The following is a 24,576-nucleotide window of genomic DNA, read 5'->3' on the forward strand; positions in this document are numbered from 1 at the left end:
GAAAGTGCTCTTTTCAGGACAACAAAAAAGCGGGCCGAAAGCCCGCTTTTTCTTTGCCTAGTATAAGCGGCTTCTTACGAAGCGGCTTCTTCTTCGGCCGGTGCGTTTGCAGCTTCGGCGGCAGCGGCTTCGTCAGCGGCCTTCTTGGCAGCTGCGGCTTCTTCAGCCTGCTTGGCGGCAGCGAGACGCTCCTGCGCCTTCTTGCCTGGCAGTGCCTTGGTCGGGTTGTTGCGGGTTTCGCGCTTGGCGAGACCAGCCTGGTCCAGGAAGCGAACAACGCGATCGGTCGGCTGTGCGCCTTCCGACAGCCAATGCTGCAGGCGTTCTTCGTTGAGCTTCACGCGATCGCCATCCTTCGGCAGCATCGGGTTCCAGGCGCCAACCTGTTCGATGAAGCGGCCGTCGCGCGGCGAACGGGCGTCGGCGATGACGATGTGGTAGTAAGGGCGCTTCTTGGAGCCTGCGCGGGCGAGACGGATCTTGAGGGACATTTCGTTACTCCTGGTAATCTTGTTCGGTGTTGATGATCGGTTCGGTCAGTCGTTTGAGGGCTGAACCGAGCCGGAATGAGCCAATTGTGGATTAGCTTGCGCGGAAGCCGCCGCCTCGTGATGGCGGATCACTTCCTTGACGATGAAGTTCAAGAACTTCTCCGCGAAGTCCGGATTGAACTTCGCATCCTTCGCCAGGTCCCGCAGGCGAGCGATCTGTTCGCGCTCGCGGGTGGGATCGGCGGCAGGCAGTTTATGCTCGGCCTTGAGCTTTCCGACGCGCTCGGTGGCGCGGAACCGCTCGGCGAGCAGATAGATGATGGCGGCATCGAAATTGTCGATCGACTGGCGCAGATCGCCAAGAAGTGCGCGCGCGCGCGCGACGTCTTGCGCTTCTGTGCTGGCTGCCGTTTCGTTGCTCATGGACGCGCTCACTTCTTTTTCGGCAAACCGGGCAGGCCAGGCATGCGCATGCCGCCGCCGGGCAGACCGGGAAGACCGCCACCGGGCAGACCCGGCATGCCGCCCATCTTGCCGCCCGAGCCGAAGCCAGCGGCTTCAGCCTGCTTCTGAAGGGCTTCGAGCTGCTTGGGATCCATCTTGGAGAGATCCGGCATGCCGCCGCCACCCATCATGCCGCCGAGACCGCCCAGGCCCATCTTGTTGGCCATGCCGCCCATGAGGCCACGCATCATGCCGCCCTTCTTGCCGCTCATCGACTTCATCACATCGGCCATCTGGCGATGCATCTTGAGGAGCTTGTTGATCTGTGCGGCATCCGTGCCCGAACCGGCCGCGATGCGCTTCTTGCGGCTGTGCTTGAGAAGATCGGGATTGGCGCGCTCGGCCTTGGTCATGGAGGAGATGATGGCGATCTGCTTGCCGAACATCTTGTCGTCCAGGCCGGCCGAAGCCATATGGTCCTTCATCTTGCCCATGCCCGGCATCATGCCCATGATGCCACCCATGCCGCCCATCTTTTCCATCTGACGCAGCTGATCGGCCAGATCGTTCAGATCGAACTTGCCGGACTGCATCTTCTTGGCCATCGCCGCGGCTTTTTCCGCGTCGATGTTTTCGGCAGCCCGTTCCACGAGCGAAACGATATCGCCCATGCCCAGAATGCGGTCGGCGATGCGCTTGGGGAAGAATTCTTCCAGCGCATCCATCTTTTCGCCGGTACCGATCAGCTTGATCGGCTTGCCGGTGACGGCGCGCATCGAAAGGGCCGCACCGCCACGGCCGTCGCCGTCCATGCGGGTCAGGACGAGGCCGGTGATGCCGACGCGCTCGTCGAAGTTGCGCGCGAGGTTGACGGCATCCTGACCGGTGAGCGAGTCGGCCACGAGCAGGATTTCATGCGGGCGGGCAGCCGACTTGATGTCGGCCATCTCCACCATCAGCGGCTCGTCGATATGGGTGCGGCCGGCGGTGTCGAGGATCACGACATCATAGCCGCCGAGACGGCCGGCCTGTTCGGCGCGCTTGGCAATTTCCACCGGCGACTGGCCGGCAATGATCGGCAAGGTGGTGACCGTGGTTTGTTCGCCGAGCTGCTTGAGCTGCTCTTGCGCGGCCGGACGGCGCGTATCAAGCGAGGCCATCAAGACCTTCTTGCCCTGGCGCTCGGTCAGCCGCTTGGCGATCTTGGCCGAAGTCGTGGTCTTGCCCGAACCCTGAAGACCGACCATCATGATGATCACAGGGGCGGGCGCGTTGAGGTCGATCGGAACGCCTTCGGCGCCCAGCATGTCGACCAGCTCGTCATGAACGATCTTCACGACCATCTGGCCGGGCTTGATCGACTTCACGACATCGGCGCCGATAGCCTTGGTGCGAACCTTGTCGGTGAAGGAGCGCACGACATCGAGCGACACGTCGGCCTCGATGAGGGCACGACGGACTTCGCGCATGGCGGCTGCAACGTCGGCATCCGACAATGCGCCGCGGCCGGTCAGGCCATTGAGGATCGAGCCAAGGCGATCCTGCAGGTTCTCGAACATTCGCGTCTTCCTTTCCCGAGGGTAGAAACCCTGAGATAAGTGTCTCCGCGCCGTTCCTCAAACCGCCAACATAGCCAAAAAGCACCCGGGGGCGCATCGCGCTGCCGGGTGTTGACCTCCGGGATCGAAGCTCTTCGGCTCGTCCTGGTCGGCGCTCGGAGATTTACTCGTCGCGGAATCTGGCTGTCTTCAACAGCAGGTGGGCGCGAAAGTCAAGCAAAGCGGGCAGAAGGGACGGGCGAAACGACAAAAGGCGCCGGCTTTATCCAAGCCGACGCCCTTTGATTGTCGAACTGCGTTCGTTAGCGAACCACGGACACGATACGACGGGTCGACGGGTCAACCAGAACCGGCTGGCCGTTGATATAGGCGTATTCGTATTCGTAATCCGGCACCGGGGTCAGTGCGACGTTTTCAGGAAGGCCTGCGCCGACCACGACTTCGCCTTCGAGGTAAACCGGATCAACGCGGTTGGTGGTCACATATTCGCGCACAACCGGGGTCGGCTGGACGGCTTCGCCGACAACACCGCCGGTCGCTGCACCTGCGACACCGCCGATGGCCGCGCCGACCGGGCCACCGATCAAGGCGCCAACAACAACACCGCCGATGGTGCCGGCTGCAGCACCAGGTGCTCCGCCGCCGCCCGTGCCGGCCGTGGTCGTGGTTGTGGTCGTCGTGGTTGCCGGGGCGGTCTCGCGATATTCAACAACCGGAACGGCTTCAGCCGGACGCTCGGTGACGATCACGCGGTTGCCGGTGCTGAACTCGCTGGTGAGGTAATCGGAATAAGCCCAGGAAGGCTTGCCGTCCACGGTCAGCTGGCACCACTTGCTGCCCTGTGCGCAGCCGTCGAGCGTTGCCTGCTGATCGACGCCGAGCGTGCCGATCACAGGATATTGCGGACCAGGACCAGCGCGCAGGTTCAGGTCGGTGGTAGCGGTAACAGCGGTCTGTGCGAACGACGCACCGGCGGTTGCGGCGAGAATGGTAGCGGTAGCCGCTAGAAGTCGAAACTTGGACATAGTTGGGAAATCCTATAATTAGCCCTTCGAAGCATCAACGAAGGTGCGCCCTCTTCGTTCCCTTGATGCTGTCTGCACCCACCGATCGCCTCGCCGATCTTAGGCCGCGTCTTCCACGCTCTGCGCGTCTGCGCCGCCAGTGCGCTTCAGCACATCGTCGATGAAAGCGAGCTTCCTGGTGACGGGTTGCGAGATCACGAACGGGTAAAGATCGCCGAGCCCCATGCAGCGGTTGATGGAATTGGCGACTTCCGACAGCACGATCCAGCGATGCAGGATGCCGTCGAAGCTCGTCGCTTCAGGATTGGGCGGCGTGGGAACGTCCAAACGCTCCAGCGGCACCTTGAACGCTTCCGCCATTTCCAGCGTGTCCACGATATGGAGGTAATGCGCCCAGCATTCCGCCCAATCCTCCCACGGATGGCTCGCGGCATAGGCGGAGATATGCTCGTTCGCCCAGCCAACAGGTGCGCCGTTGGAATAATGGTTCTGCAGCGACTGCGCGTAATCGACGCTTTCATTGCCGAACAGGTCACGGAAGCCGGCCAGGAAATCGGGATCGTCGCGGATCAGCCGGTCCCAGTAGTAATGGCCGAGCTCATGGCGGAAATGGCCGAGCAGGGTGCGGTAGCGCTCACCCATCGCAACCCGCATGGCTTCTCGCTCCGGCGAATCCGCTTCCGCGACATTGAGCGTGATGAGCCCGTTGTCATGGCCGGTCAGAATGCGCTCGCCGCCCGGACCCGCGCCGATCGGATTGCCCAGGAAATCGAACGCGATGCCCTCGTCGTCTCCCGCTTGCGATTTGGGAGCCACGGGGAGTTCCAAGGCCAGAAGCGTATAGACCGTGCGCCGCTTGGCCATCTCGATGCGCGCCCAGCGACCACGATTTCCTTCAACCGACAGGTCGGGGATCGTGCGATTGAGGCTGCAGGCCAGGCACAGGTTCTGGCCGTCTTCCGCCGCCCAGTTGCAGTCGCATTCGGATGCGTTGGTGCAAACGGGTGCTCCGCTTTCGCCGGCGACCACGAAGTTGGCCTGATGCGGATCATAGGCGACAGGCGTCTTGCAGTTGAGGCAAAGGGAATTTTCAAAATAAAGGCGCTGTCCGCAATGCGGGCATGTGAAAAGCTTCATGCGAAACGCTCCGGCGAGCACAAGCGCGGATGCGCCTTTGCGCAGAAGGCCGCGAAGCCGCTTAACGTGATGCGGCGCGCCGTGTTCCACGCAAGGGCGGCCAAGCTCCACTTCTTTGAAGCAGACAATGAAGCGATTGCTTTTTCTTCGAGCGGCAATCAACTTTCCGCCAGAATCATCGCCTTTACCCGAATGCAATCCAGGTGTGGCCTTGTCATCCTTGAAGTGGGCGGAAAATTCTGCGACCGCAGGATGGAAAAGTCGCGGCGGTTGGCGTGATCGTAAAGATCATCTTAAGGCGCAGGCCGGTAATCAACATGAATTCAACCGCATCTTGCGGTCTATACGGAATGGAGAATGGCATGAGGCTGATGAGGACGCTTCTGGGTTTCACGGGATTTGCCGTGGTGGCACTTGGTCTGAGCGGTCAGGCTCAGGCTGCCTCGTGCGGGAACAATGCCAGCGGTTTCGAAGCTTGGAAGACGCAGTTTGCGAGCGAAGCTTCGGGACGCGTCGGACAGCGCGCGCTGACGGCACTCGCCGGCACCAGCTACGCTACCAAGACCATCGCTGCCGATCGCGGCCAGCACTCCTTCAAGCTCAGCCTGTCGGAGTTCATGCAAAAGCGCGGTTCGAAGACGATCGTGGCGCGCGGCAAGAAGCACCTTGCCAGCAACCGCGCTCTGTTTGACAGCATCGAGCAGCGTTACGGCGTTCCGGCCGGTCCGTTGATCGCGATCTGGGGCATGGAAACCGGTTTCGGTTCGTTCCTCGGCAACCAGAACACGCTGTCTGCCGTGGCAACGCTCGCTTATGACTGCCGCCGCACCGAGTTCTTCACCGACCAGCTTTATTCGGCGCTTCAGCTCGTCGACAAGGGCGTTCTGACCAGCTCGGCCCAGGGTGCAGCCCATGGCGAAATCGGCCAGACACAGTTCCTGCCGAAGAACGTGCTGCAATATGGTGCCGATGGCGACGGCGATGGTCGCATCGACATGGTCGGTTCGAAGGCCGATGCCCTTGCCTCGACCGCGAACTTCCTGCGCGGCCACGGCTGGCGTCCCGGCGCCGGCTATCAGCAGGGCGAGCCGAACTATGCTGCGATCAAGGGTTGGAACGCTGCCGGCGTTTACCAGCAGGCGATTGCTTTGATGGGCGCGGAAATCGACGGCCGCTAAGCGCCGTCCCTTCCTGCTTAAAGAAAAAGCCCGGTCGCGAGACCGGGCTTTTTTGTTGCGGGCATTCAGCGCTCCACGAATTTGTTGAACCGGCTGGTGCCGCCGTCCTTGGTCTTGTCCTGATACAAGAAGGCCAGCTTGCTGTCCTCGAAGATCTTGAAGAACTCGTCCCAGTCGATCTCTTCGAAGTCTTCTTCCTTTTCCCCAAAATCGAGCCGCAACACGCCGCCCTTGCCCTTGGTGCGGATCACCGAAGGCCGACCCTCGCGGCTTTCGGCCCATTTGCGGATCTCATCGTGATCGGTGGTGGTCTTGCTATCACTCATCGTCGATAACTCCCGTTGAACTTCGGCACGCCAACGCGCCGAAGTCGCAGGGTGTTCCGCCGGGAATGGCAGGAGAGAATGAGCGCTCTCGTCAGGCCTTGCGGTTGCGTGCACCAAGCGTGCGCAGGCGAAGGGCGTTGAGGCGGATGAAGCCTGCGGCGTCCTTCTGGTCATAGGCGCCGCGATCGTCTTCGAAGGTCACCAGCGCGTCGGAGTAAAGCGACTTGCTTGAGCGACGGCCGGACACGATGACGTTGCCCTTGTAGAGCTTGAGGCGCACTTCACCTTCGACATGCTCCTGGCTCTTGTCGATCAGCGCCTGCAGCATTTCGCGCTCCGGCGAGAACCAGAAGCCGTTATAGATCAGCTCGGCATAGCGCGGCATCAGTTCGTCCTTGAGATGCGCCGCACCCCGGTCGAGCGTGATCGACTCGATCGCGCGATGGGCCTGCAAAAGGATCGTGCCGCCCGGCGTTTCATAAACACCGCGGCTCTTCATGCCGACGAAACGGTTTTCCACCAGGTCGAGGCGACCAATGCCGTTGTCGCGGCCGAGATCGTTGAGCTTGGCAAGCAGCGTTGCCGGCGACAGGGCTTCGCCGTTGATCGAAACGGCATCGCCCTTGGCGAAGCCGATCGTGATCTCGGTGACCTGATCGGGCGCATCCATCGGCGACACGGTACGCTGGTGGACATATTCCGGTGCCTCGGCCCACGGATCTTCCAGAACCTTGCCCTCGGACGAGGAGTGCAGAAGGTTGGCATCAACGGAGAAGGGGGCTTCGCCCTGCTTGTCCTTGGTGACCTGGATCTGGTGTTCTTGGGCGAACTGCAGCAGGTCGGTGCGGGACTTGAAGGTCCAGTCGCGCCACGGTGCGATGACCTTGATGTCCGGGTTCAGCGCATAAGCGGACAGCTCGAAGCGAACCTGGTCGTTGCCCTTGCCGGTTGCGCCATGGGCGATGGCGTCGGCGCCGGTTTCCTTGGCGATCTCGACGAGGCGCTTGGAGATCAGCGGACGGGCGATCGAGGTGCCGAGCAGATAGAGGCCCTCATATTCGGCATTGGCGCGGAACATCGGGAACACGAAATCGCGCACAAATTCTTCGCGGACATCCTCGATATAGATGTCCTTGATGCCCATCATCTCCGCCTTCTTGCGGGCAGGCTCGAGTTCTTCGCCCTGGCCGAGATCGGCGGTGAAGGTCACGACTTCCGCGTTGAGCTCGGTTTGCAGCCATTTGAGGATGATCGACGTATCGAGACCGCCCGAATAGGCGAGAACCACCTTCTTGACGTCCTTGGGCTTGCTGCTCGACATGAGATAATCCTGGGCTCGCGGGAAAAATGCTGCGGTTCTTTTAACAGGACGAAACGCCGGGACAAGCGGCATCGCGCGCGTCATGTCGTTGATCCCGACCGCAGCGGAAGCTTTGGCGCGTTCTTGGCGTAAAGCTCCTTTTACCATCCGCGCCTACCCTGATGTCTCATGGTACGCGATCCGGTCAGAGCGGATCGCCAGGGAAAAAGGGCGCAGCATGGTTCAGGTCTCGGGAATGCTCGGCCGTTTTCAGCACCTTTTCGCGCGGTGCTGCGGCATGGCTGCCGCGCTGGGTATCGCCATGCTCTCCGTCACAACAGCCAACGCCGCTTCGACTTGGCAGCAGGCGGGCAGCGGTTCGGTAGCGATCCTGCCGCAGCCGGAACAAGCCGATGGGATCGTCGGCGCATCGCTGTCTTGCGTGGAACAGGAATGGACGCTTTTGCTGCGCACCGGCGCGGATTGGCGCAATCAATTGCGCGGTGGCGTGTCGGCTCCTTCGATCACCGGTGCCGCCGAAGTTTCGGTCGGCAAGGCGCGCTTTGCCATGCCGGCGCTGCGCACCAATGGCGCAGTGGCGCTGCGTTTGCCTTACGACGCCTTGCAGCCGATCCGCGCCGGCTCCACGCTTGCGATTGATATATCGGGCGAGGCCGGTCCCGCAAAAGCCCGGTTCGCGCTGAGCGGCTCAAAGAAGATCATGGAGGCGATCGAGCCCCTGTGCAGCCCACGCAGCATGGACGGCTATGAGCTCGTTGCGCTGTCGTCCGATGACGCGGCCGTTGCGGATGCTCGTCATGCGATGGCCGACGACATCAAGGCCTTTCAACACGCGACCGCGTCCGAGCCGCGCGTGGAAGCGGCGCAAAAGACGCTCGCCGACGGCAAGGCAATGCTGTTTGCGCGGTTGTGCGGCTCGTCGTGGTATTTCGGCCGCTCCGGCTGCAACACGTCCGCTTTCCTTCGCGACGATGCGCAGAGTGAATGGCGTCCCGCCTACGAGAACGAAGGTAGCAACGCCTATCTCGACCTTGCCTCCACCGGGGATGGTTGGCCGAACATCGTGTCGGTACCCCTGAAGGGTAAGCCGGATCTCTCCGTGTGGCGTTTCGAGGATGGCGTTTACGCGCTTGATCGTGGCTTAATGGCTGCGGAATGAGCGGCCATTGGCGGGCCTTGAGCTTTGGCGTAAGGCTTCGGCGAACCTAAGCGAGCGCTGTTGATGACCTTCCTGCCCGACCTTTCCACCTTCCTTCAGTTCGCCATCGCCACCCTCGTGATTTCGATTACGCCCGGTCCCGACATGACGCTGTTCGTTGGCCGCGCCATCTCTGAAGGTCGCGCCGCAGGCTTTGCCTGCATGTTCGGGGCGATGTGCGGGATTGTCGTGCATACGAGCCTGGTGGCGCTCGGTTTGTCGGCGCTGATCGTGGCATCGCCGCAAGCCTTCCTGGCGTTGAAGGTGGCCGGTGCAGGCTATCTCGTATTTCTCGCCTTTCAGGCGCTCCACAAGGGCTCTGCTTTTTCGCCCGACATGGTCAAGCGCAGGCCGCGCTCGCTGTTGAAGAACTGGGCGACGGGCATCGGCATCAACCTGCTCAATCCCAAGATCATCCTGTTCTTCATGACCTTTCTGCCGCAATTCGTGTCAGCATCGGATCCTCACGCGCCGGGCAAGCTGTTCTTTCTCGGCCTGATGTTCATCCCACTGTCGCTGCCGGTTGTCGTGCCGATGGTAATCGCGGCCGACAGGTTCGCCGTGCTCCTGAAGAAGAGCCCGCGCGTCACCCGCATAGTCGACTATCTGTTTGCCGGCATCTTCTCGGCCTTTGCGCTGAAGATCCTGACGGCGCAGGCGCGCTAAAGCCTGGTCAGTCTTCGTCGCCGCCGCCGTGATTGGCGATCATGGCGGCCTCGAAGGCGAGGCGTTCGGTCTTCTTCATGCGCTCGGATTCGGACTTCAGCTGCCCGCAGGCTGCGAGAATGTCGCGACCGCGTGGGGTGCGGATCGGAGAGGCATAGCCGGCCTGGTTGATGTAGTCGGCGAACTTCTCGATCTGCTCCCATTCCGAGCACTGGTAATTCGTGCCGGGCCATGGGTTGAACGGGATCAGGTTGATCTTGGCCGGAATGCCTTTGAGCAACTGCACCAGCGCCTTGGCGTCTTCCATGGAATCGTTGACCTCGCGCAGCATCACATATTCGAAAGTAATGCGGCGCGCGTTCGACACGCCGGGATAGGCCCGGCAGGCGGCGATCAGATCCTTGAGGGGATACTTCTTGTTGATCGGGACAAGAAGGTCGCGCAGATCGTCATTCGTGGCATGCAGCGAGATGGCCAGCATGACGCCGATTTCCTCGCCGGTGCGTGCGATCTCCGGCACGACGCCCGAAGTCGAAAGCGTGATGCGGCGCCTGGACATCGACAGGCCTTCGCCGTCGGCAGCAATCAGGAGCGCCTTCTTCACTTCCTCGAAATTGTAGAGCGGCTCACCCATGCCCATCATGACGATGTTGGTGATCTTGCGCCCGTCAGCCGGCACGATCGCGCCATCCGGTGTGTCACGATCGGGAAAATCGCCGAGGCAATAGCGTGCGGTGATCAGCTGCGACAGCACTTCCTCGGCGGTGAGGTTGCGCACCAGCTTCTGCGTGCCGGTATGACAGAAGGAGCAGGTCAGCGTGCATCCGACCTGGCTCGAGATGCACAGCGTGCCGCGGCCTTCTTCGGGAATATAAACGGTTTCGATCTCGACCGGACGCCCGGCGCCGCGCGGGGGAAAACGGAACAGCCATTTGCGCGTGCCGTCTTCGGAGATCTGGTCTTCGACGATTTCTGGCCGCGCAATGGTGAAACACGCATCGAGGCGCGCACGCAGATCCTTCGACACGTTGAACATCGCGTCGAAGTCACCGATGCCGCGCACATACATCCAGTGCCACAACTGCTGCACGCGCATCTTGATCTGCTTGGGCGGAACGCCCGCTTCGGCCAGCGCTTCGCCAAGCTCTTCGCGCGTCATGCCGATCAGGGATGGCTTGCCGTCCAGCGGATGCACGGCCGGCACGCGCCTGGTTGGCACGGGCTTTTCGGCAACGGGCATGTCAAGCACGGTGGTCATGGCGGCTTCGCTTGGTTCGGTATGGAAAAGTGGGCGCGCAATCAGGGCGCCAGCGATCGTCTCTTAACATAGGAATTGCGCTGCGTCACCGGCAAGGCCGAAACGGCAAAGGCCGGGCTGATGCCCGGCCTTGGTCTTCAACAAACACGAGGGGTTTTACTTGCAGCTTTGGATCGAACCGAGAGCAGCGGTAATGCCCGAAAGAGAGAACGTGTAATTGGTCGGGTTGCCGCGGCCAGATTTAGCGGAAACCTTCATGTCGGCGCCGGCGCGCATGGCGGCAACGAGCTGCGGTTCTTCCGCCGGATTTTCCATCCAGGCCGACTTGCCGCGCGTGAACATGGAGAAGCTCTTGTCGCCGACCTGGACCTGAACCTTGGAATTGGCCTGGAAGTCGTAGGACGCGATGAACTGCGGCTCGAAGCTCACATTCTGGCCCGGCTTCTGGCTCACGAAGAAGAAGATGTCGCCATGGTTCAGCGAGGCCGGCTGCTTGTCCTTTGGAACAGTCAGAACGTAGCAGACCTTTCCGTTTCCACCCTGGTAGCTGTAAGTGCCCCAATCGCCATGAACGCCGATCTTGGTAGCCGCCTGCGAAAAGGCCGGTGCGGCCATCGCGAGGAAAGCAAGGCCGGTGAGTGTCGTGAGCAGTCCGCGCATCGTTTCGTTGATCTTCCTGTTCGTGCCTGACTGAAGAACGGCAGCGCCAGCCGCGCCGCCGAACCGCGATCATTTCAGTTGTATTAATTCGGGGTTACCAAAGGGTGAACCCCAACCGAAATCTGTCTGCCTGTGTTTGGCGTGGCACGCTTCGCGGCGCAACCACGTCATCGCCGATTAACGGCGTCATGCGTGATTGTGAACGCGGAGAAGAAGGCGAGATTTTGACTGATGCGCAAAGCGCGCGGTCAGGCCTGCTCGGCGAGCGCCTGCTTGGCGGCTTCGCGATGGCGTGGCTGGATCTGTCCGCGAATGGCTGAAATGGCCGCCGTCAGGACCGCCAGATCATCGGTGAAGCCGACGCCGAGGATGAAATCGGGCACGATGTCGAAGGGCAGAACGAAGTAGGCGAGTGCCGCCAGGAGAATGCCGCGCGTGCGGAACGGCGTCTTCGGATCGATCGCGCAGAAGTAACCGGCAACGACTTCATCTGCGAAGGGGATATAGGCCGCGGCCTTCTTCAAGGTCGGCCAAAGCCCCTTGCGCACGCGCTCTTCGCGTCTCGCATTTTCCGCCGCATCAACCGGCTTCAGGATTTCATCGGTCTTCACAGCAGCCACAATCACACTCCGAGCAGCATCCTCTGGGAATGTGGGAAACGCGCGAGGAAGGCACAAGGTTCGTTTCAGCTGTCGGCGAACTTGTCCATGCGTGCGGCCATGTCGAAGTCGAGATCGGTCAGTCCGTCGACATCATGGGTGGAGAGCGTCACATCCACGACCTTGTAGACGTTGCGCCAGTCGGGATGGTGATCCATCTTTTCGGCCAGAAGCGCGACTCGCGTCATGAAGCCGAAGGCCGCGTTGAAGTTGCGGAAGGTGAAGCGCTTGGTGATTGCGTCGCTGTCTTCCGACAATTGCCATTCCGGCAGTTCAGAGAGCCGCTCGGCAATTTCATCGATGGCAAGAGCTTCGCGCGCCATGCAAGGGAGCCTTCAGGCTGGATGTTTCAAGCCGTGATGATCATGGCCGTGATTTTCATCATGGATGCGCACCGGCGAGCCATTCGTCGGCCGACAGGCTGGGGCGCGGACCGCGGGCATCGAGCGGCCAGGTTTCTTCCACGACATAGGGGCCGCCGCCGACCGAGTCCTTGGACGACATCAAAACGAAGCGGCCAACTTTGAAAGGCGCGGTGGCGAAGTTGCCGCGTGTCGACAGGTAGTGGGCGAGATCCGACGTGGCCGTGTTGCGTAGTCGCGCAAGCGTGACATGCGGCACGAATTTGCGGCTATCGGCGGCCAAGCCCAGCCGCTGGCAGATGCGTTCGATCTCGCCCTGCAGCTGAAGCAGCTCCGTTGAGGGCGCCACCGTGGCGTAGATCGAATGCGGCTTCTTGGACCCGAAGGCACCGAGCCCGGCCAGCTTCAAGCTGAAGGACGGACGGCGGATGCGATCCAGCGCGTTGGCGATCTCGTCGGCAACATGGCCTTCGACATCGCCGATGAAGCGCAAGGTGATGTGATAATTCTCGACGTCGATCCAGCGTGCGCCAGGCAAGCCGCCTCGCAACAGCGACAAGGAGAGCGCAGCATCACGGGGAACCTCAAGGGCGGTGAACAAGCGTGGCATGGAGGCCTCCCTGATTCGGATCCGTCTGAGGGCAAGCCGACCATCCTTTGCTTGCCTCGGCAAGTAGAACTTTCGTTGTTCTGCCTGGGATAATAGGCTTATCCTCAGCTGCTTAGGTCTTGCACCGCGCGTTCGATCACCGGCAGCGAGCGCTCGACCATGACGTCGACGCCCTTCGGATTGGGATGCATGCCGTCCTCGATCTGCAAGCCGGGCACGCCGATGACGCCATCAAGAAAGAACGGCACCAGGGGAACACCGTATTTCTTGGCGAGATCGGGGAAGATTGCGTTGTAGGCCTTGCCATAGGCCGGTCCGAGATTGGGCGCGGCCATCATGCCCACCAGAACCACGGGAATGCCGCGATCGCTCAGGCGCTTCAGCATCGTGTCGAGGTTCTTGCGCGTTTGTTCGGGCGGCAGACCGCGCAGCATGTCATTGGCGCCAAGCTCCAGCACAACGAGATTAGTGCCGTCCGGCACGGACCAGTCGATGCGCGAAAGGCCGGCAGCGGTCGTGTCTCCGGATACGCCGGCATTGGCGACGGTCACATCATGCCCGCGTGCCTTGAGTGCGGCTTCGAGCTTGGCTGCAAAGGAATCCTGTGGTCCGAGCTGGTAGCCAGCCATCAGGCTGTCGCCGAAGCCGACGAGCTTCAGCGTCTCGGCAAATGCTGAGCTTGCAGCCATGCTCAGGCTCATCGCCAATGCTGCGCTCGCGAAAAGGTGTTTTAAAGCCATGGCCTGCGCCCCATATGACAGCCTCTATCCGGGCGTCGTGTCTGGTTTTCAAGATCCGCATATAGGAAGTCCTTGCCGTGACAGAAGCCGTGATCGCGCTTTCCGACGTTTCCCTGACACTGGGCCAGGGTGCGTCCTCCGTGCATGTGCTGAAGGGTGTGAGCCTGCAGGTGCTGCGGGGTGAAACCGCGGGCATCGTGGGGCCCTCAGGCTCAGGCAAGTCAACGCTTCTGATGGTGGTGGCCGGCCTGGAAAAGGTGGATGGTGGCACGGTGTCCATTGCCGGAAACGTGATCAACGGCTGGAGTGAGGATCAGATCGCAGCGTTTCGCGGCACGACCGTCGGCATCGTGTTCCAATCCTTCCACCTCATCCCGAACATGACCGCGCTGGAAAACGTCGCCGTTCCGCTGGAACTGGCCGGCCATTCCGATCCGTTCGGTGTGGCGGAACGCGAGCTGGCTGCCGTCGGCCTCAAGGATCGCATCACCCATTATCCCGGCGAACTCTCCGGCGGCGAACAGCAGCGGGTGGCGATTGCGCGTGCGCTGGCACCCGATCCGGCGATCCTGATTGCCGACGAACCAACCGGCAATCTCGATCAGACCACCGGCAAGCAGATCGCCGACCTGCTCTTCACCAAGGCGCGTGAGCGCAACATGACCCTGATGCTGGTGACGCATGACCCGTCGCTTGCCGCCCGGTGTTCGCGCCAGATCGCCATGCGCTCGGGCCGGATCGAGGATGCGGCTGAAGCGGCACCTGTTCGCGTGTCGGCGGAATAAGCGATGCTGAGCACGCGCGACTTTCGCCTCGCTCTGCGCTTCGCCTTACGCGAAATGCGCGGCGGTTTATCCGGCTTCCTGATCTTCATCGCCTGTATCGCATTGGGCGTCGGCGCGATCGGCGGCGTCAATTCGGTGGCACGCGCCATTACGCTCGGCGTGTCTAACCAGGGCCAGTCGCTGCTTGGCGGCGATCTGCGTTTCGAGCTTAACCAGCGCGAAGCGACCGCTGCCGAACGCGACTTCCTGAATGGCCTCGGCGACGTGGCAGACAGCGCCAACATGCGCTCCATGGCGCGTGTGATGGACGAAACCGACCAGACGTTGGTTGAACTGAAGGCGATCGACGACGCCTATCCGCTTTACGGCACGTTGCGGACGGAGCCGGCTTTGTCGCATGCCGAGCTGTTCGGTGAGCGTGATGGTGTTTATGGCGCAGCCGCCCCCGACATCCTGTTTCAGCGGCTGGGTTTGAAGGTCGGCGACAGTCTGCGCCTTGGCGGCAGTACGTTCCAGTTGCGCGCCGAAATTCTGGAAGAACCGGACCTGATTTCCGACGGCTTCGGCTTCGCGCCTCGGCTGATGGTGTCGCTCGACGGCATGCGTGCCTCGGGTCTGATCCAGCCGGGTAGTCTGATTGAACACGCCTACAAGGTGCGCCTCGCCCAAGGGTCGAGCGAAGCCGCCATCACGGCGGCGCGCGAACAAGCCACGCAGCAGTTCCCGCAAGCCGGCTGGAGCATCCGCTCGCGCCTCAATGCCGCGCCGTCGCTATCGTCCAACATCGAGCGCTTTTCGCAGTTCCTGACGCTTGTCGGCCTCACCGCGCTTGTTGTCGGCGGTGTGGGTGTCGCGAATGCGGTGCGCGCTTATCTCGACGCCAAGCGGCCGGTAATCGCCACTTTCAAGAGCCTTGGCGCATCCGGCAAATTCGTGTTTGCGATCTATCTGATCCAGATCCTGATCATCGCCGTGATCGGCGTGGTGCTCGGGTTGCTGATTGCCGTCGCCATGCCCTTCGCCGCAAGTGCCGCCCTGCAGGGCGTGCTGCCGGTGCCGACAGAAGGCGGCGTTTATCCCGGCGCGTTGATGCTAGGTGCAGTGTTCGGCATCCTCGTCACCCTCGTCTTCGCCCTGCTGCCGCTCGGCCGCGCCCGCGACATTCCGGCCACCGCCTTGTTCCGCGAAATGGGCTTCGAACAAAAGGGTTGGCCGCGGCTCGTTTATGTCGCTTCCGCTGCCGGCATTGCCGTGGTGCTGGCTGCCCTGGCGATCTTCCTGTCCTTCGACCGGAAGGTGGCGACCATCTTCATCGTGGCGATGGTATTTTCATTCCTGGTTCTGCGGGCCGTCGGTGGTCTTGTGCAATGGCTTGCCCGGCGATCGCCTCGGGTCCAATCGACTGCGCTTCGTTTGGCCGTCGGCAATATTCACCGCCCTGGTGCGCTGACGCCGTCGGTTGTTCTGTCGCTCGGCCTGGGGCTGACGCTGCTCGTTACTCTGGCGCTGATCGACGGCAATCTTCGCCGCGAAATTACGGGAAATCTGCCGGAACGGGCGCCCAATTTCTTTTTCGTGGACATCCAAAGCGCCGAAATAGAAGATTTTGCCGCTCTCATTTCGCAGGAATCTCCCGACGGGAAGCTGGTGCGCGTGCCCATGCTGCGCGGCCGCATCATGGCACTGAATGGCGTCGATGTGGCTAAGGTTCAGGTTCCACCGGAGGGCGCCTGGGTGCTGCGCGGGGACCGCGGTCTGACCTATGCGCAGAACATTCCCGAAAACGGCAGCCTTGCGGAAGGCGAGTGGTGGCCGGCGGATTATACCGGCGAACCCCTTGTTTCCTTTGCCGCCCAGGAAGCGCGTGAACTCGGCCTGAAGGTCGGCGATACGCTCACCGTCAACGTGCTGGGGCGCGATGTCACCGCGCGCATCGCCAATCTGCGCAACGTGCAGTGGGAGTCGATGGGCATCAATTTCGTGATGGTGTTTTCGCCCAACACCTTCGCCGGCGCGCCGCATGCCTGGCTGGCAACGCTGCTGGAATCCAACGCCACCAATGCCGATGAAGCACAGTTGTTGAACACGGTAACCCGCACATTTCCGGGCGTGACCTCGGTGCGGGTGAAGGAAGCACTCGACATCGTCAACAAGCTGGTTGGCCAGCTCGGCACCGCCATCCGCGCCGCCGCTGGCGTGGCGCTGGTTGCTTCCGTGCTGGTTTTGGCCGGCGCGCTCGCTGCCGGCAACCGGGCGCGAACGCATGATGCGGTGGTGCTGAAAACGCTTGGCGCGACGCGCAAAACGCTGATCACAGCCTTCAGTCTGGAATATCTCCTGATCGGTCTGGCGACCGCCATCTTCGCGCTTGCCGCCGGCGGCATCGCCGCCTGGTTCGTGATCGCCGAGATCATGCATCTGCCTTGGCGCTTCTTGCCGGACGTTGCGGCGTCCACCATCTTGATCGCACTGGTGCTGACCGTCGGCATCGGTTTGATCGGCACATGGCGCGTGCTCGGACAAAAGGCTGCGCCAGTGCTGCGGACGCTGTGACACGATGGTAAAGATTGACAGGTAAGCTTAGCTCAGTCACCTGACCGCTTGGATATTAAGAGGCTTCGGCCATGACAGAATACTTCTCCGCTCCTTTCCCGCGCCGCGTTTCGGTCGGCGTTCCCGTTGGCAACGTGATCGTTGGCGGCGGTGCGCCGGTTGTCGTGCAGTCAATGACCAATACGGATACGGCTGATATCGACGGCACGGTTGCCCAGGTCGCGGCACTGCATAAAGCCGGCTCCGAGATCGTGCGCATCACGGTGGATCGCGACGAAAGCGCGGCTGCCGTGCCGCGTATCCGCGACCGGCTGGCGCGGCTCGGTATCGATGTGCCGCTGGTGGGCGACTTCCATTATATCGGCCACAAGCTTCTGGCCGATCATCCCGATTGCGCGGAGGCGCTGGGGAAATATCGCATCAACCCCGGCAATGTCGGCTTCAAGGACAAGAAGGACAAGCAGTTCGGCGCCATCGTGGAAACCGCGATCCGCTACAACAAGCCGGTACGCATTGGCGTGAACTGGGGGTCACTCGACCAGGAACTGCTGACGGTTCTGATGGACCAGAACGCTGCCAACGGTTCGCCGCTGACGGCTGTCGAGGTGATGCGTGAAGCGATCGTGCAGTCTGCGCTGCTTTCAGCCGAACTGGCGGAAGAGATCGGGCTTGGACGCGACAAGATCATCCTGTCGGCCAAGGTCAGCAATGTGCAGGACCTGATCGCCGTTTATACGATGCTGGCCGCGCGCTCTAACCATGCGCTGCATCTCGGTCTGACCGAAGCCGGCATGGGCACGAAGGGCATCGTGGCGTCGTCGGCCTCGATGGGCATCCTGCTGCAACAGGGCATTGGCGATACAATCCGCATTTCGCTGACGCCTGAGCCTGGCGGTGATCGCACGCGCGAAGTGCAGGTTAGCCAGGAACTGCTGCAAACCATGGGTTTCCGCCAGTTTATACCGATCGTTGCGGCCTGCCCGGGTTGTGGGCGCACGACTTCGACGGTGTTCCAGGAGCTGGCGCAGACGATCCAAGCCGATATCCGGACCAACATGCCGATCTGGCGCGAGAAATATCCCGGCGTGGAAGAGCTCAAGGTTGCGGTGATGGGCTGTATCGTCAACGGTCCGGGCGAATCGAAGCATGCCGACATCGGCATCTCGTTGCCCGGCACAGGCGAGACGCCGAGCGCACCTGTGTTCATCGACGGCCAGAAAGCTGCTACCTTGAAGGGCCCGAATATCGCGGCCGATTTCCAGGTTATGGTCGCCGATTACATCGAGCGCAAATACGGCCTGCCGGGTCGCGAAGCCGCGGAATAGGGGTTTCATGCGGCGAAGTCTGCTAGCCGCATGCCTTTCGGCTGTTGTTTGCGCAACAGCCGTGGCCGAGCCTTCGGGCTATGTGCCGATGCCAGCGACCGATATCAGCGAGGCCGAGCAAGCGGAAATCGCCAAGCGCGGCCGCGTTGGGCAGATCTGTGACCTCATCCAGGCCAATGCTTCGGCCAACGCCTTGCCACCCGCCTTTTTTGCGCGGCTGATCTGGAAGGAAAGCCGCTTCGATGCCGGTGCCGTGTCGCCGGTCGGTGCGGAGGGCATTGCGCAGTTCATGCCGGGCACCGCGAAGATGCGCGGCCTGGCCGACAGTTTCGACATCAGCCAAGCTTTGCCGGCTTCAGCCGCTTACCTTGCCGAATTGCGCGACAAGTTCGGCAATCTCGGTCTGGCTGCGGCCGCTTATAATGCCGGAGAAGGACGGATCTCGCGTTGGCTGGGCTCCGGCGGTTTTTTGCCGATCGAGACGGAAGGCTATGTGCTCGATATTCTCGGCGCATCCGCCGATAGCTTCATCGGTGCAAAAGACGCGGAGCAGGTGCCGCTGGATCCCAAAAAGAGCTTTGCCGAAGCCTGCCGCGATTTGCCGATCGTGCGCTCTGCAACCCTGCCGATGTCGCGCATTTCCAACAAGCCTTGGGCGGTGCAGGTGGCCGGCAATGTTCGTCGCGCGGTGGCGGTGCGGCAGTATGAACGGTTCAAGACCCGTGCAGGTGGGCTGCTGAACGGCAAGGAAGTTGCCGTCAGCCGTGTTCGCACGCCACGCGGACGGCGCGGCATCTATGTGGTGCGGGTCGGCTTGGACAAACGGTCGGACGCCAACGAGCTTTGCCGTCAGTTACGCAGTGCCGGCGGCAGCTGCATCGTTCGGCGCAACCGCTAAACTTTTATCTCCGCCGGTCGGCCACAAAATGGGCCGCGGCCATCAGTACGGCGGCCCGCTCGCCATAGGGTTGGAGCAGTTCGTTGGCCTGTGCAACGAGGCCACGCAGCTGCGCCTGCGCCCATTCGATGCCATGCAGACCGGCCAGCGTCGCCTTTCCGGCGGCGGCATCCTTGCCGGTTGCCTTGCCCATCGTGGTGGCGTCGGCGGTGAGGTCGAGCACGTCATCGGCCAGCTGGAAGGCAAGGCCGATGGCAGCGCCGAAGCCATGCAGGCGCTCGCGATCTTCGTCGCTGCCGCCACCCAGAATAGCACCTGCTTCGCAGGCGTAGCGGATCAGCGCGCCGGTCTTCATCGCTTGCAGCGTGATGATGCCCGCTTCATCCGGCAACGCCTTTTCGGCTGCGAGATCGAGCGCCTGGCCGCCCACCATGCCGCCGAAGCCGGAGGCGCGCGACAATCCGCCGATCAAGGCGAGCCGCGTCTTAGGGGGCACTGCGGTCTCGTCGTCGGCCAGGATATCGAAAGCGAGCGTCAGCAGGCCGTCGCCTGCCAGGATCGCTGAGGCTTCATCGAAGGCCTTGTGAACCGTCGGCTGACCTCGGCGCAGATCGTCGTCGTCCATCGCCGGAAGGTCATCATGCACGAGCGAATAGCAATGAACGCATTCGAGTGCTGCCGCGACACGCAGGGCGGCGGAAGGCGGCGCATCGAACAAGGCAGCGCTTTCCAGCACAAGAAAGGGCCTGAGCCGCTTGCCGCCGTTCAGCACGCCATGGCGTGCGGCCTGCATGAGGTGCAGGGGACGCGTCACTTCACCGGCGCGGGGATGATCGCTGAGCAAGTGGCGCAGTTCCGCTTCCACGGTCTCGGCGCTCGCCGCCAGCAGCTGTTCGAAAGCGGAATTGGCAGATGTATCCATGCTTCTGCGATGAACGGAACGAAGAGTGGGGTCAAGTGTGTGCTTGAGGCTTTGTGCCATGGAGCGAACATGTTCCAGTCGTGCCTGCTTCAGGGTTGACCCGTGACACGGAGTTGAACCAAAAGACGGGGCGTCTTCCCGGGATTTTCCCACGCTCATCCAAGCAAAAATAAAAGGGGTTCTACCATGCGCCTGTTCGGCCGTTTTTCTGCTTTCGCTTTGACCGCGGCAACCATGTTTGCCGGTACACAGGCGATGGCCGCCGAAGCGATGGCGCCGAAGGTCATGGTGATCACCATGTTTGCAGGGGAAGCCAAGCCGTGGCTCGCCGAGCGCAAGCTCGACACGAAGATCGCCGTGCCCGGCCTGTCGAAGGAGTTTCCGGAGGTTGCCTGCGAACAGAGCGGCGACCTGTGCATGATGACCACCGCGATGGGCTTCGCCAATGCAGCAAGCTCGGTTTCGGCGCTGATCTACAGCGGCAAGTTCGATCTGAAGAACAGCTACATCATCATTGCCGGCATCGCCGGTATCGACCCGAGCGACGGCACGCTTGGTTCGGCCCACTGGGCGCGCTACGCCATCGACGGCGGTTTGCGCCATGAGATCGATCCGCGCCAGATCAGCTCGGACTGGTCGAATGGCGTGCTGGCGCTCGGCGCCAAGAAGCCGGGTGATAAGGCGACGTGGGGCTCGACCACGGAAGTCTATCAGCTCAACGAAGAGCTGCTGCAAAAGGCTTTCGCGCTTACCAAGGATGTCGAACTGGCCGATGCCGACGATGCAAAGGCCTATCGCGCCACCTATCCGGCTGCACCGGGCAATGCCGCGCCGCAAGTCAGCATCTGCGATACGCTGTCGTCCGACACCTATTGGCACGGCAGCATGATTGCCGAGGGCATGGGTGAGTGGGTGTCCCTGATGACTGAAGGCAAGGGTGACTATTGCACCACGCAGATGGAAGACAATGCCACTTTGACGGCCCTGCAGCGTGGCGATGATGCCGGTTTGCTCGACTTCGACCGTATCGCTCTCTTGCGCACCGCATCAAATTTCGATCGCGAAGCGCCGGGCACGTCGCCGGCTGAGTCGCTGTCTGCGAAGTCGGGTGGCTTCGGGCCTTCGACCACCAACGCTTATCGCGTTGCGGGCAAGCTGGCCGATACGATGATCGCCGATTGGTCAGAGTGGGAGAAAGGCGTGCCTGCACGCTGAGAATCGCCTAGATCAAAAATCACGAGGGCTGCCACAAAGGCTGCCACACGGGCTGCGAGGTGTGTTGAAGCACCTCGACGCCGGCCCCGAGCGGGAGTTGTTGTTGCGTGAGCATACCGGCCGTCGAGCTAGATCATGAGCCAGCCATGCCACCACCACCGCCACCACGGGGGAAGGGACGCGGACCATTGAAACGCCCGCCATCGCTGCGCCGCTCGCTGCGACACATCTTTTTCGTGCTTGTGATTCTGGGGATGATCCCCGTCGTGCTGACGCTGGTTTATGCGGTACCTGGCGTTCGGCCGATCTCGACCCTGATGCTGCGCGATGCCGTGACCCTGCAAGGATATGACCGGCGCTGGGTGCCGATCGAGGAGATCGCGCCGGCGCTGCGGTTTTCGGTGATCATGTCGGAAGATGGGCAGTTCTGCTCGCATCATGGCGTTGATCTGCGCGAATTGCATGGCGTGATCCAGGATGCGCTGGCGGGTGAGGAAACGCGCGGGGCGTCGACTATCCCCATGCAGGCCGTGAAGAACCTGTTTCTGTGGAACAGCCGGTCTTTCCTACGCAAAGCGCTGGAAGCGCCGCTGGCGATCTATTTCGACGGCGTTCTTTCGAAGAAGCGGATCCTTGAGATCTACCTCAACATCGTGGAATGGGGGCCGGGCATTTATGGCGCGGAATCGGCTGCGCTCTACCATTTTGGCAAGGCGGCGGCGGATCTGACGCCGCGCGAGGCAGCTCTTCTGGCGGTGGCGTTGCCCAACCCGCTGGAGCGCGATCCCGGCTCGCCGACGCGCAATCTCGGGCGTTTGGCGGATCGGGTGCAGCGCATGGCCGGTAATTCCGGTGGTTATACGAGCTGCGTTCGCTAACCTTCCTGCCTTGTGCGGTGATTTTTCCGCATGAGATACTGGCCAAGCGCGCTTGTGTTGTGTATAGGCACGCCACCTTTACGAAGAAAGACCGGCCGGCCGCCGTAGCTCCCTTGCGGGCTCGTGCGCTAGATATTGCCGGACGATGGAGCTGAAAATGGCCGTACCTAAACGAAAGACCTCGCCGTCCAAGCGCGGCATGCGCCGCTCGGCGGACGCACTGAAGGCCCCGACCTATGTCGAGGACAAGAATTCCGGCGAAATGCGCCGCCCGCACCATGTCGATCTGAAGACCGGCATGTATCGCGGTCGCCAGGTGCTGGAGCCCAAGGAAAGCTGAGCTTTTCTTGATGGACGATCCTGAAAAGGCTGGCCTCGTGCCGGCCTTTTTTGCGTTCGAACCGCGCGTTAGGGTGCGCCTTCGGCAGCGTGGATTGCGTGTTTGGCAGCACAAAACGCATGAATGAGCGCGCACTCAAGGCGCGTTTTAGCGATATGGCTCGTGAAAAAAGCGTCGCTGTCAGCGATTGAGCGCGTCGAGCTTTTTCTGCATCGCCGAAATCTGATCCTTCAACTCTGAAAGATCGTCGGCCGACGGTTTGGCAGGAGCTTCGGTCGGCTCGGGCTGGGGGGTGGCGGTCGGGAAGGTGGTGAACATGCGCATCGCGTTCTGGAACATTTCCATGTTGCGACGGGTCTGTTCCTCGATCGCCTTCATCGGCGGCATGGCCATGACGTTCATCGGATTGACGGACGTCTTGTTCAGGCTGTTCATCTGATCGCGGAAGCGTTCCTGCTCCTTCGAAAAGGCCATCATGGACTGTTCAAGGAAGCTCGGCACGATCATCTGCATCTGGTCGCCGTAAAAGGCGATGACCTGACGCAGGAAGGCGATCGGCAGCATCGCCTGGCCGTTCTTGTTTTCCAGCTCGAAGATGATCTGGGTCAGAACGGGATGGGTGATGTCGTCGCCGGTCTTGGCGTCCTGAACGGTGAACTCTTCACCGCGCTTCACCATTTCGGCCAGGTCTTCGAGCGTGACGTAGGTACTGGTGCCCGTGTTGTACAAACGGCGATTGGCGTATTTCTTGATGATCACCGGGTCGCCTTTTGCGGGCATATACGCGCCTCCGATTTCAACCCGGCAATGAAGCGGGCCGGGAACAGTTTGCTGGCTCTGGATGCAAGACTATGCGCAAACGGACGGCAATTGGAAGCAAATTGTGCAGCGCATCGGTTGCGGTTTGCGCAGTGCAACATTCCATCGGGCAGATCAAACGCGGTTTCTCGCCGGTCGGCACAAGTAACACTTTTGAACAGCTGGACCTTTGCCGCCCCGTGAAACAATAATCTCCTGTCATCGGGAGGAGGGATCATGGCCAGAACGGCTTTGGTGACGGGAGGAACACGCGGGATCGGCGCGGCAATATCCATTGCGTTGCGCGATGCGGGCTATTCGGTTGCCGCCAACTATGCGGGCAACGAAGATGCGGCAGCGCGCTTTGCAGGCGAGACCGGCATTGCCGTCTTCAAATGGTCGGTCGCCGATTACGAGGCCTGTGCTGCCGGCATCAGGGCGGTCGAGGCCGATCTCGGGCCGATCGACGTTCTCGTCAACAATGCCGGCATCACCCGCGACGGCATGTTCCACCGCATCACGCCCGATCAATGGCGCGCCGTGATCGACACCAATCTGTGCGGCGTCTTCAACATGACGCATCCCGTCTGGCCCGGCATGCGCGACCGCGGCTTTGGACGCGTGATCAACATTTCCTCGATCAACGGCCAGAAGGGGCAAGTGGGGCAGGTGAACTATGCCGCCTCCAAGTCGGGCGAACTGGGCTTCACCAAGGCTCTGTCGCTGGAAGGCGCGCGGGCCGGCATCACGGTGAATGCGATCGCGCCCGGTTATATTGCGACCGACATGGTCATGGCGGTGCCGGAAAAGGTACGGGACGGCATTATCGCGCAAATCCCGGTGGGGCGTCTGGGCGAAGCGTCCGAGATCGCGCGCTGTGTTCTGTTTCTAGCATCCGACGAAGCGGGCTTCATTACAGGTGCGACGCTTGCCGCCAATGGCGGGCAGTATCTGAGCTGACGGCGTCAGCGGTTCAGGACGTGGGCGCGAGACGGTTTCCACAGGCGGCGTTGCGTCTTGTGTGGATGGCTTGTGCATAAAGTCTCGATCGATCGGCATGACAGACCCCAAACGTTCTCGTGGTGTTCGCATTGTGCGCTGCCATCGATCAGAATGCTGCTGCTTTCGGAAACGAGAGGTCCGATCCCGCATCTCGGACGCGGTTGTCGCCTGCGTGATCGCGCAGCGTGAACAAAGCTCGAACCGGCTGCGTCAGCGATTCGTCGGC

The 24,576-nt window shown here is 61.6% G+C and carries 27 protein-coding genes; 12 read left to right on the forward strand and 15 right to left on the reverse strand.

The features are described 5' to 3' along the window. Window positions 1–74: 74 nt before the first annotated feature. The 5 genes from rpsP to JYU29_RS16495 all read right to left on the reverse strand — a co-directional run bounded on the left by rpsP (window position 75) and on the right by JYU29_RS16495 (window position 4,656). The gene (rpsP, locus tag JYU29_RS16475) at window positions 75–491 is read right to left on the reverse strand and encodes a 30S ribosomal protein S16 (RefSeq protein WP_213985951.1); all 417 of its coding nucleotides are present in this window, start codon (window positions 489–491) and stop codon (window positions 75–77) included. 45 nt (window positions 492–536) lie between these two features. Next, complete coding sequence (locus JYU29_RS16480) at window positions 537–914, reverse strand: chorismate mutase (protein WP_213985952.1); 378 nt, start codon at window positions 912–914, stop codon at window positions 537–539. A gap of 8 nt (window positions 915–922) precedes the next feature. Then, the gene (gene ffh / locus JYU29_RS16485) at window positions 923–2,494 is read right to left on the reverse strand and encodes a signal recognition particle protein (RefSeq protein WP_213985953.1); all 1,572 of its coding nucleotides are present in this window, start codon (window positions 2,492–2,494) and stop codon (window positions 923–925) included. A gap of 302 nt (window positions 2,495–2,796) precedes the next feature. Beyond that, the gene (locus tag JYU29_RS16490) at window positions 2,797–3,519 is read right to left on the reverse strand and encodes a DUF1236 domain-containing protein (protein WP_213985954.1); all 723 of its coding nucleotides are present in this window, start codon (window positions 3,517–3,519) and stop codon (window positions 2,797–2,799) included. Window positions 3,520–3,618: 99 nt separating this feature from the next. Then, window positions 3,619–4,656 (reverse strand): zinc-binding metallopeptidase family protein, encoded by a 1,038-nt coding sequence (locus tag JYU29_RS16495; RefSeq protein WP_213985955.1) that lies wholly within the window; start codon window positions 4,654–4,656, stop codon window positions 3,619–3,621. 66 nt (window positions 4,657–4,722) lie between these two features. On the opposite strand from JYU29_RS16495, the gene JYU29_RS16500 reads away from it, so the two are divergent. Both JYU29_RS16500 and JYU29_RS16505 read left to right on the forward strand, forming a co-directional pair. After that, entirely contained in the window at window positions 4,723–4,935 is a 213-nt protein-coding gene (locus tag JYU29_RS16500; protein WP_213985956.1) for a hypothetical protein, read from the forward strand. Between the two features lie 83 nt (window positions 4,936–5,018). Beyond that, window positions 5,019–5,834 (forward strand): lytic murein transglycosylase, encoded by an 816-nt coding sequence (locus JYU29_RS16505; protein WP_213985957.1) that lies wholly within the window; start codon window positions 5,019–5,021, stop codon window positions 5,832–5,834. 65 nt (window positions 5,835–5,899) lie between these two features. On the opposite strand, the gene JYU29_RS16510 is transcribed toward JYU29_RS16505, so the two are convergent. After that, window positions 5,900–6,160: a hypothetical protein gene (locus JYU29_RS16510; protein ID WP_213985958.1), complete on the reverse strand. Its 261-nt coding sequence runs from the start codon at window positions 6,158–6,160 to the stop codon at window positions 5,900–5,902. Between the two features lie 91 nt (window positions 6,161–6,251). After that, window positions 6,252–7,481: an argininosuccinate synthase gene (locus JYU29_RS16515; RefSeq protein ID WP_213985959.1), complete on the reverse strand. Its 1,230-nt coding sequence runs from the start codon at window positions 7,479–7,481 to the stop codon at window positions 6,252–6,254. A gap of 277 nt (window positions 7,482–7,758) precedes the next feature. Between JYU29_RS16515 and JYU29_RS16520 the strand changes: the two genes are divergently transcribed. Beyond that, a complete protein-coding gene (locus tag JYU29_RS16520) occupies window positions 7,759–8,640 on the forward strand; it encodes a hypothetical protein (protein ID WP_213985960.1) in 882 nt (293 codons plus the stop codon). Window positions 8,641–8,703: 63 nt separating this feature from the next. Further along, window positions 8,704–9,345 carry a LysE family translocator gene (locus JYU29_RS16525; protein WP_213985961.1) on the forward strand — a complete coding sequence of 214 codons (642 nt, stop codon included), beginning with the start codon at window positions 8,704–8,706 and terminating at the stop codon, window positions 9,343–9,345. Between the two features lie 7 nt (window positions 9,346–9,352). Here JYU29_RS16525 and rlmN read toward each other — a convergent pair whose 3' ends face one another. From rlmN to JYU29_RS16555, 6 genes are all read right to left on the reverse strand, one after another. Further along, a complete protein-coding gene (gene rlmN, locus JYU29_RS16530) occupies window positions 9,353–10,585 on the reverse strand; it encodes a dual-specificity RNA methyltransferase RlmN (RefSeq protein ID WP_213986082.1) in 1,233 nt (410 codons plus the stop codon). A gap of 174 nt (window positions 10,586–10,759) precedes the next feature. Further along, window positions 10,760–11,263 (reverse strand): invasion associated locus B family protein, encoded by a 504-nt coding sequence (locus JYU29_RS16535; protein ID WP_213985962.1) that lies wholly within the window; start codon window positions 11,261–11,263, stop codon window positions 10,760–10,762. 248 nt (window positions 11,264–11,511) lie between these two features. After that, window positions 11,512–11,883 (reverse strand): YkvA family protein, encoded by a 372-nt coding sequence (locus JYU29_RS16540; RefSeq protein WP_213985963.1) that lies wholly within the window; start codon window positions 11,881–11,883, stop codon window positions 11,512–11,514. 65 nt (window positions 11,884–11,948) lie between these two features. Further along, window positions 11,949–12,245: a 4a-hydroxytetrahydrobiopterin dehydratase gene (locus JYU29_RS16545; protein ID WP_213985964.1), complete on the reverse strand. Its 297-nt coding sequence runs from the start codon at window positions 12,243–12,245 to the stop codon at window positions 11,949–11,951. A 58-nt stretch (window positions 12,246–12,303) separates the two neighbouring features. Next, entirely contained in the window at window positions 12,304–12,894 is a 591-nt protein-coding gene (thpR, locus tag JYU29_RS16550; protein WP_213985965.1) for an RNA 2',3'-cyclic phosphodiesterase, read from the reverse strand. 104 nt (window positions 12,895–12,998) lie between these two features. Beyond that, window positions 12,999–13,634, reverse strand: coding sequence for an arylesterase (locus JYU29_RS16555; RefSeq protein ID WP_213985966.1), 636 nt, complete (start codon window positions 13,632–13,634; stop codon window positions 12,999–13,001). Between the two features lie 77 nt (window positions 13,635–13,711). Here JYU29_RS16555 and JYU29_RS16560 point away from each other — a divergent pair, with 77 nt between their 5' ends. The 4 genes from JYU29_RS16560 (at window position 13,712) to JYU29_RS16575 (ending at window position 19,195) form a co-directional block, all read left to right on the forward strand. Continuing rightward, entirely contained in the window at window positions 13,712–14,419 is a 708-nt protein-coding gene (locus JYU29_RS16560; protein ID WP_213985967.1) for an ABC transporter ATP-binding protein, read from the forward strand. Between the two features lie 3 nt (window positions 14,420–14,422). Then, complete coding sequence (locus tag JYU29_RS16565; protein WP_213985968.1) at window positions 14,423–16,972, forward strand: ABC transporter permease; 2,550 nt, start codon at window positions 14,423–14,425, stop codon at window positions 16,970–16,972. Window positions 16,973–17,043: 71 nt separating this feature from the next. Continuing rightward, window positions 17,044–18,297, forward strand: coding sequence for a flavodoxin-dependent (E)-4-hydroxy-3-methylbut-2-enyl-diphosphate synthase (gene ispG, locus JYU29_RS16570; protein ID WP_213985969.1), 1,254 nt, complete (start codon window positions 17,044–17,046; stop codon window positions 18,295–18,297). 88 nt (window positions 18,298–18,385) lie between these two features. Beyond that, window positions 18,386–19,195 (forward strand): lytic transglycosylase domain-containing protein, encoded by an 810-nt coding sequence (locus JYU29_RS16575; RefSeq protein ID WP_250157546.1) that lies wholly within the window; start codon window positions 18,386–18,388, stop codon window positions 19,193–19,195. Between the two features lie 4 nt (window positions 19,196–19,199). On the opposite strand, the gene JYU29_RS16580 is transcribed toward JYU29_RS16575, so the two are convergent. Then, window positions 19,200–20,117, reverse strand: coding sequence for a polyprenyl synthetase family protein (locus tag JYU29_RS16580; protein ID WP_213985971.1), 918 nt, complete (start codon window positions 20,115–20,117; stop codon window positions 19,200–19,202). Window positions 20,118–20,303: 186 nt separating this feature from the next. Between JYU29_RS16580 and JYU29_RS16585 the strand changes: the two genes are divergently transcribed. From JYU29_RS16585 to rpmF, 3 genes are all read left to right on the forward strand, one after another. After that, the gene (locus tag JYU29_RS16585; protein WP_213985972.1) at window positions 20,304–21,332 is read left to right on the forward strand and encodes a purine-nucleoside phosphorylase; all 1,029 of its coding nucleotides are present in this window, start codon (window positions 20,304–20,306) and stop codon (window positions 21,330–21,332) included. A gap of 146 nt (window positions 21,333–21,478) precedes the next feature. After that, on the forward strand, window positions 21,479–22,210 hold the full coding sequence (locus JYU29_RS16590; protein WP_213985973.1) for a biosynthetic peptidoglycan transglycosylase: 732 nt from the start codon (window positions 21,479–21,481) through the stop codon (window positions 22,208–22,210). Window positions 22,211–22,367: 157 nt separating this feature from the next. Next, window positions 22,368–22,550 carry a 50S ribosomal protein L32 gene (gene rpmF, locus JYU29_RS16595; RefSeq protein WP_054313720.1) on the forward strand — a complete coding sequence of 61 codons (183 nt, stop codon included), beginning with the start codon at window positions 22,368–22,370 and terminating at the stop codon, window positions 22,548–22,550. Window positions 22,551–22,730: 180 nt separating this feature from the next. Here the strand turns inward: rpmF and phaR are convergent, their stop codons facing one another. Then, window positions 22,731–23,330, reverse strand: coding sequence for a polyhydroxyalkanoate synthesis repressor PhaR (phaR, locus tag JYU29_RS16600; protein ID WP_213985974.1), 600 nt, complete (start codon window positions 23,328–23,330; stop codon window positions 22,731–22,733). A 255-nt stretch (window positions 23,331–23,585) separates the two neighbouring features. On the opposite strand from phaR, the gene phbB reads away from it, so the two are divergent. Then, entirely contained in the window at window positions 23,586–24,308 is a 723-nt protein-coding gene (gene phbB, locus JYU29_RS16605; protein WP_213985975.1) for an acetoacetyl-CoA reductase, read from the forward strand. The last annotated feature ends 268 nt before the right edge of the window (window positions 24,309–24,576 follow it).

The sequence above is a fragment of the Tianweitania aestuarii genome (assembly GCF_018457165.1).
GTDB lineage: Bacteria > Pseudomonadota > Alphaproteobacteria > Rhizobiales > Rhizobiaceae > Tianweitania > Tianweitania aestuarii.

Bases quoted from the DNA above. Each gene is read 5' to 3' on its own strand.
- JYU29_RS16480 (WP_213985952.1), bottom strand. From the start codon at position 914: ATGAGCAACGAAACGGCAGCCAGCACAGAAGCGCAAGACGTCGCGCGC.
- phaR (WP_213985974.1), bottom strand. From the start codon at position 23,330: ATGCCCGCAAAAGGCGACCCGGTGATCATCAAGAAATACGCCAATCGC.
- thpR (WP_213985965.1), bottom strand. From the start codon at position 12,894: ATGCCACGCTTGTTCACCGCCCTTGAGGTTCCCCGTGATGCTGCGCTC.
- JYU29_RS16580 (WP_213985971.1), bottom strand. From the start codon at position 20,117: ATGGATACATCTGCCAATTCCGCTTTCGAACAGCTGCTGGCGGCGAGC.
- ffh (WP_213985953.1), bottom strand. From the start codon at position 2,494: ATGTTCGAGAACCTGCAGGATCGCCTTGGCTCGATCCTCAATGGCCTG.
- JYU29_RS16505 (WP_213985957.1), top strand. From the start codon at position 5,019: ATGAGGCTGATGAGGACGCTTCTGGGTTTCACGGGATTTGCCGTGGTG.
- rlmN (WP_213986082.1), bottom strand. From the start codon at position 10,585: ATGCCCGTTGCCGAAAAGCCCGTGCCAACCAGGCGCGTGCCGGCCGTG.
- JYU29_RS16575 (WP_250157546.1), top strand. From the start codon at position 18,386: ATGCCAGCGACCGATATCAGCGAGGCCGAGCAAGCGGAAATCGCCAAG.
- rpmF (WP_054313720.1), top strand. From the start codon at position 22,368: ATGGCCGTACCTAAACGAAAGACCTCGCCGTCCAAGCGCGGCATGCGC.
- JYU29_RS16510 (WP_213985958.1), bottom strand. From the start codon at position 6,160: ATGAGTGATAGCAAGACCACCACCGATCACGATGAGATCCGCAAATGG.
- JYU29_RS16590 (WP_213985973.1), top strand. From the start codon at position 21,479: ATGCCACCACCACCGCCACCACGGGGGAAGGGACGCGGACCATTGAAA.
- JYU29_RS16515 (WP_213985959.1), bottom strand. From the start codon at position 7,481: ATGTCGAGCAGCAAGCCCAAGGACGTCAAGAAGGTGGTTCTCGCCTAT.
- JYU29_RS16520 (WP_213985960.1), top strand. From the start codon at position 7,759: ATGGCTGCCGCGCTGGGTATCGCCATGCTCTCCGTCACAACAGCCAAC.
- JYU29_RS16585 (WP_213985972.1), top strand. From the start codon at position 20,304: ATGCGCCTGTTCGGCCGTTTTTCTGCTTTCGCTTTGACCGCGGCAACC.
- JYU29_RS16555 (WP_213985966.1), bottom strand. From the start codon at position 13,634: ATGGCTTTAAAACACCTTTTCGCGAGCGCAGCATTGGCGATGAGCCTG.
- JYU29_RS16495 (WP_213985955.1), bottom strand. From the start codon at position 4,656: ATGAAGCTTTTCACATGCCCGCATTGCGGACAGCGCCTTTATTTTGAA.
- rpsP (WP_213985951.1), bottom strand. From the start codon at position 491: ATGTCCCTCAAGATCCGTCTCGCCCGCGCAGGCTCCAAGAAGCGCCCT.
- JYU29_RS16545 (WP_213985964.1), bottom strand. From the start codon at position 12,245: ATGGCGCGCGAAGCTCTTGCCATCGATGAAATTGCCGAGCGGCTCTCT.
- JYU29_RS16565 (WP_213985968.1), top strand. From the start codon at position 14,423: ATGCTGAGCACGCGCGACTTTCGCCTCGCTCTGCGCTTCGCCTTACGC.
- ispG (WP_213985969.1), top strand. From the start codon at position 17,044: ATGACAGAATACTTCTCCGCTCCTTTCCCGCGCCGCGTTTCGGTCGGC.
- JYU29_RS16490 (WP_213985954.1), bottom strand. From the start codon at position 3,519: ATGTCCAAGTTTCGACTTCTAGCGGCTACCGCTACCATTCTCGCCGCA.
- JYU29_RS16535 (WP_213985962.1), bottom strand. From the start codon at position 11,263: ATGCGCGGACTGCTCACGACACTCACCGGCCTTGCTTTCCTCGCGATG.
- JYU29_RS16525 (WP_213985961.1), top strand. From the start codon at position 8,704: ATGACCTTCCTGCCCGACCTTTCCACCTTCCTTCAGTTCGCCATCGCC.
- phbB (WP_213985975.1), top strand. From the start codon at position 23,586: ATGGCCAGAACGGCTTTGGTGACGGGAGGAACACGCGGGATCGGCGCG.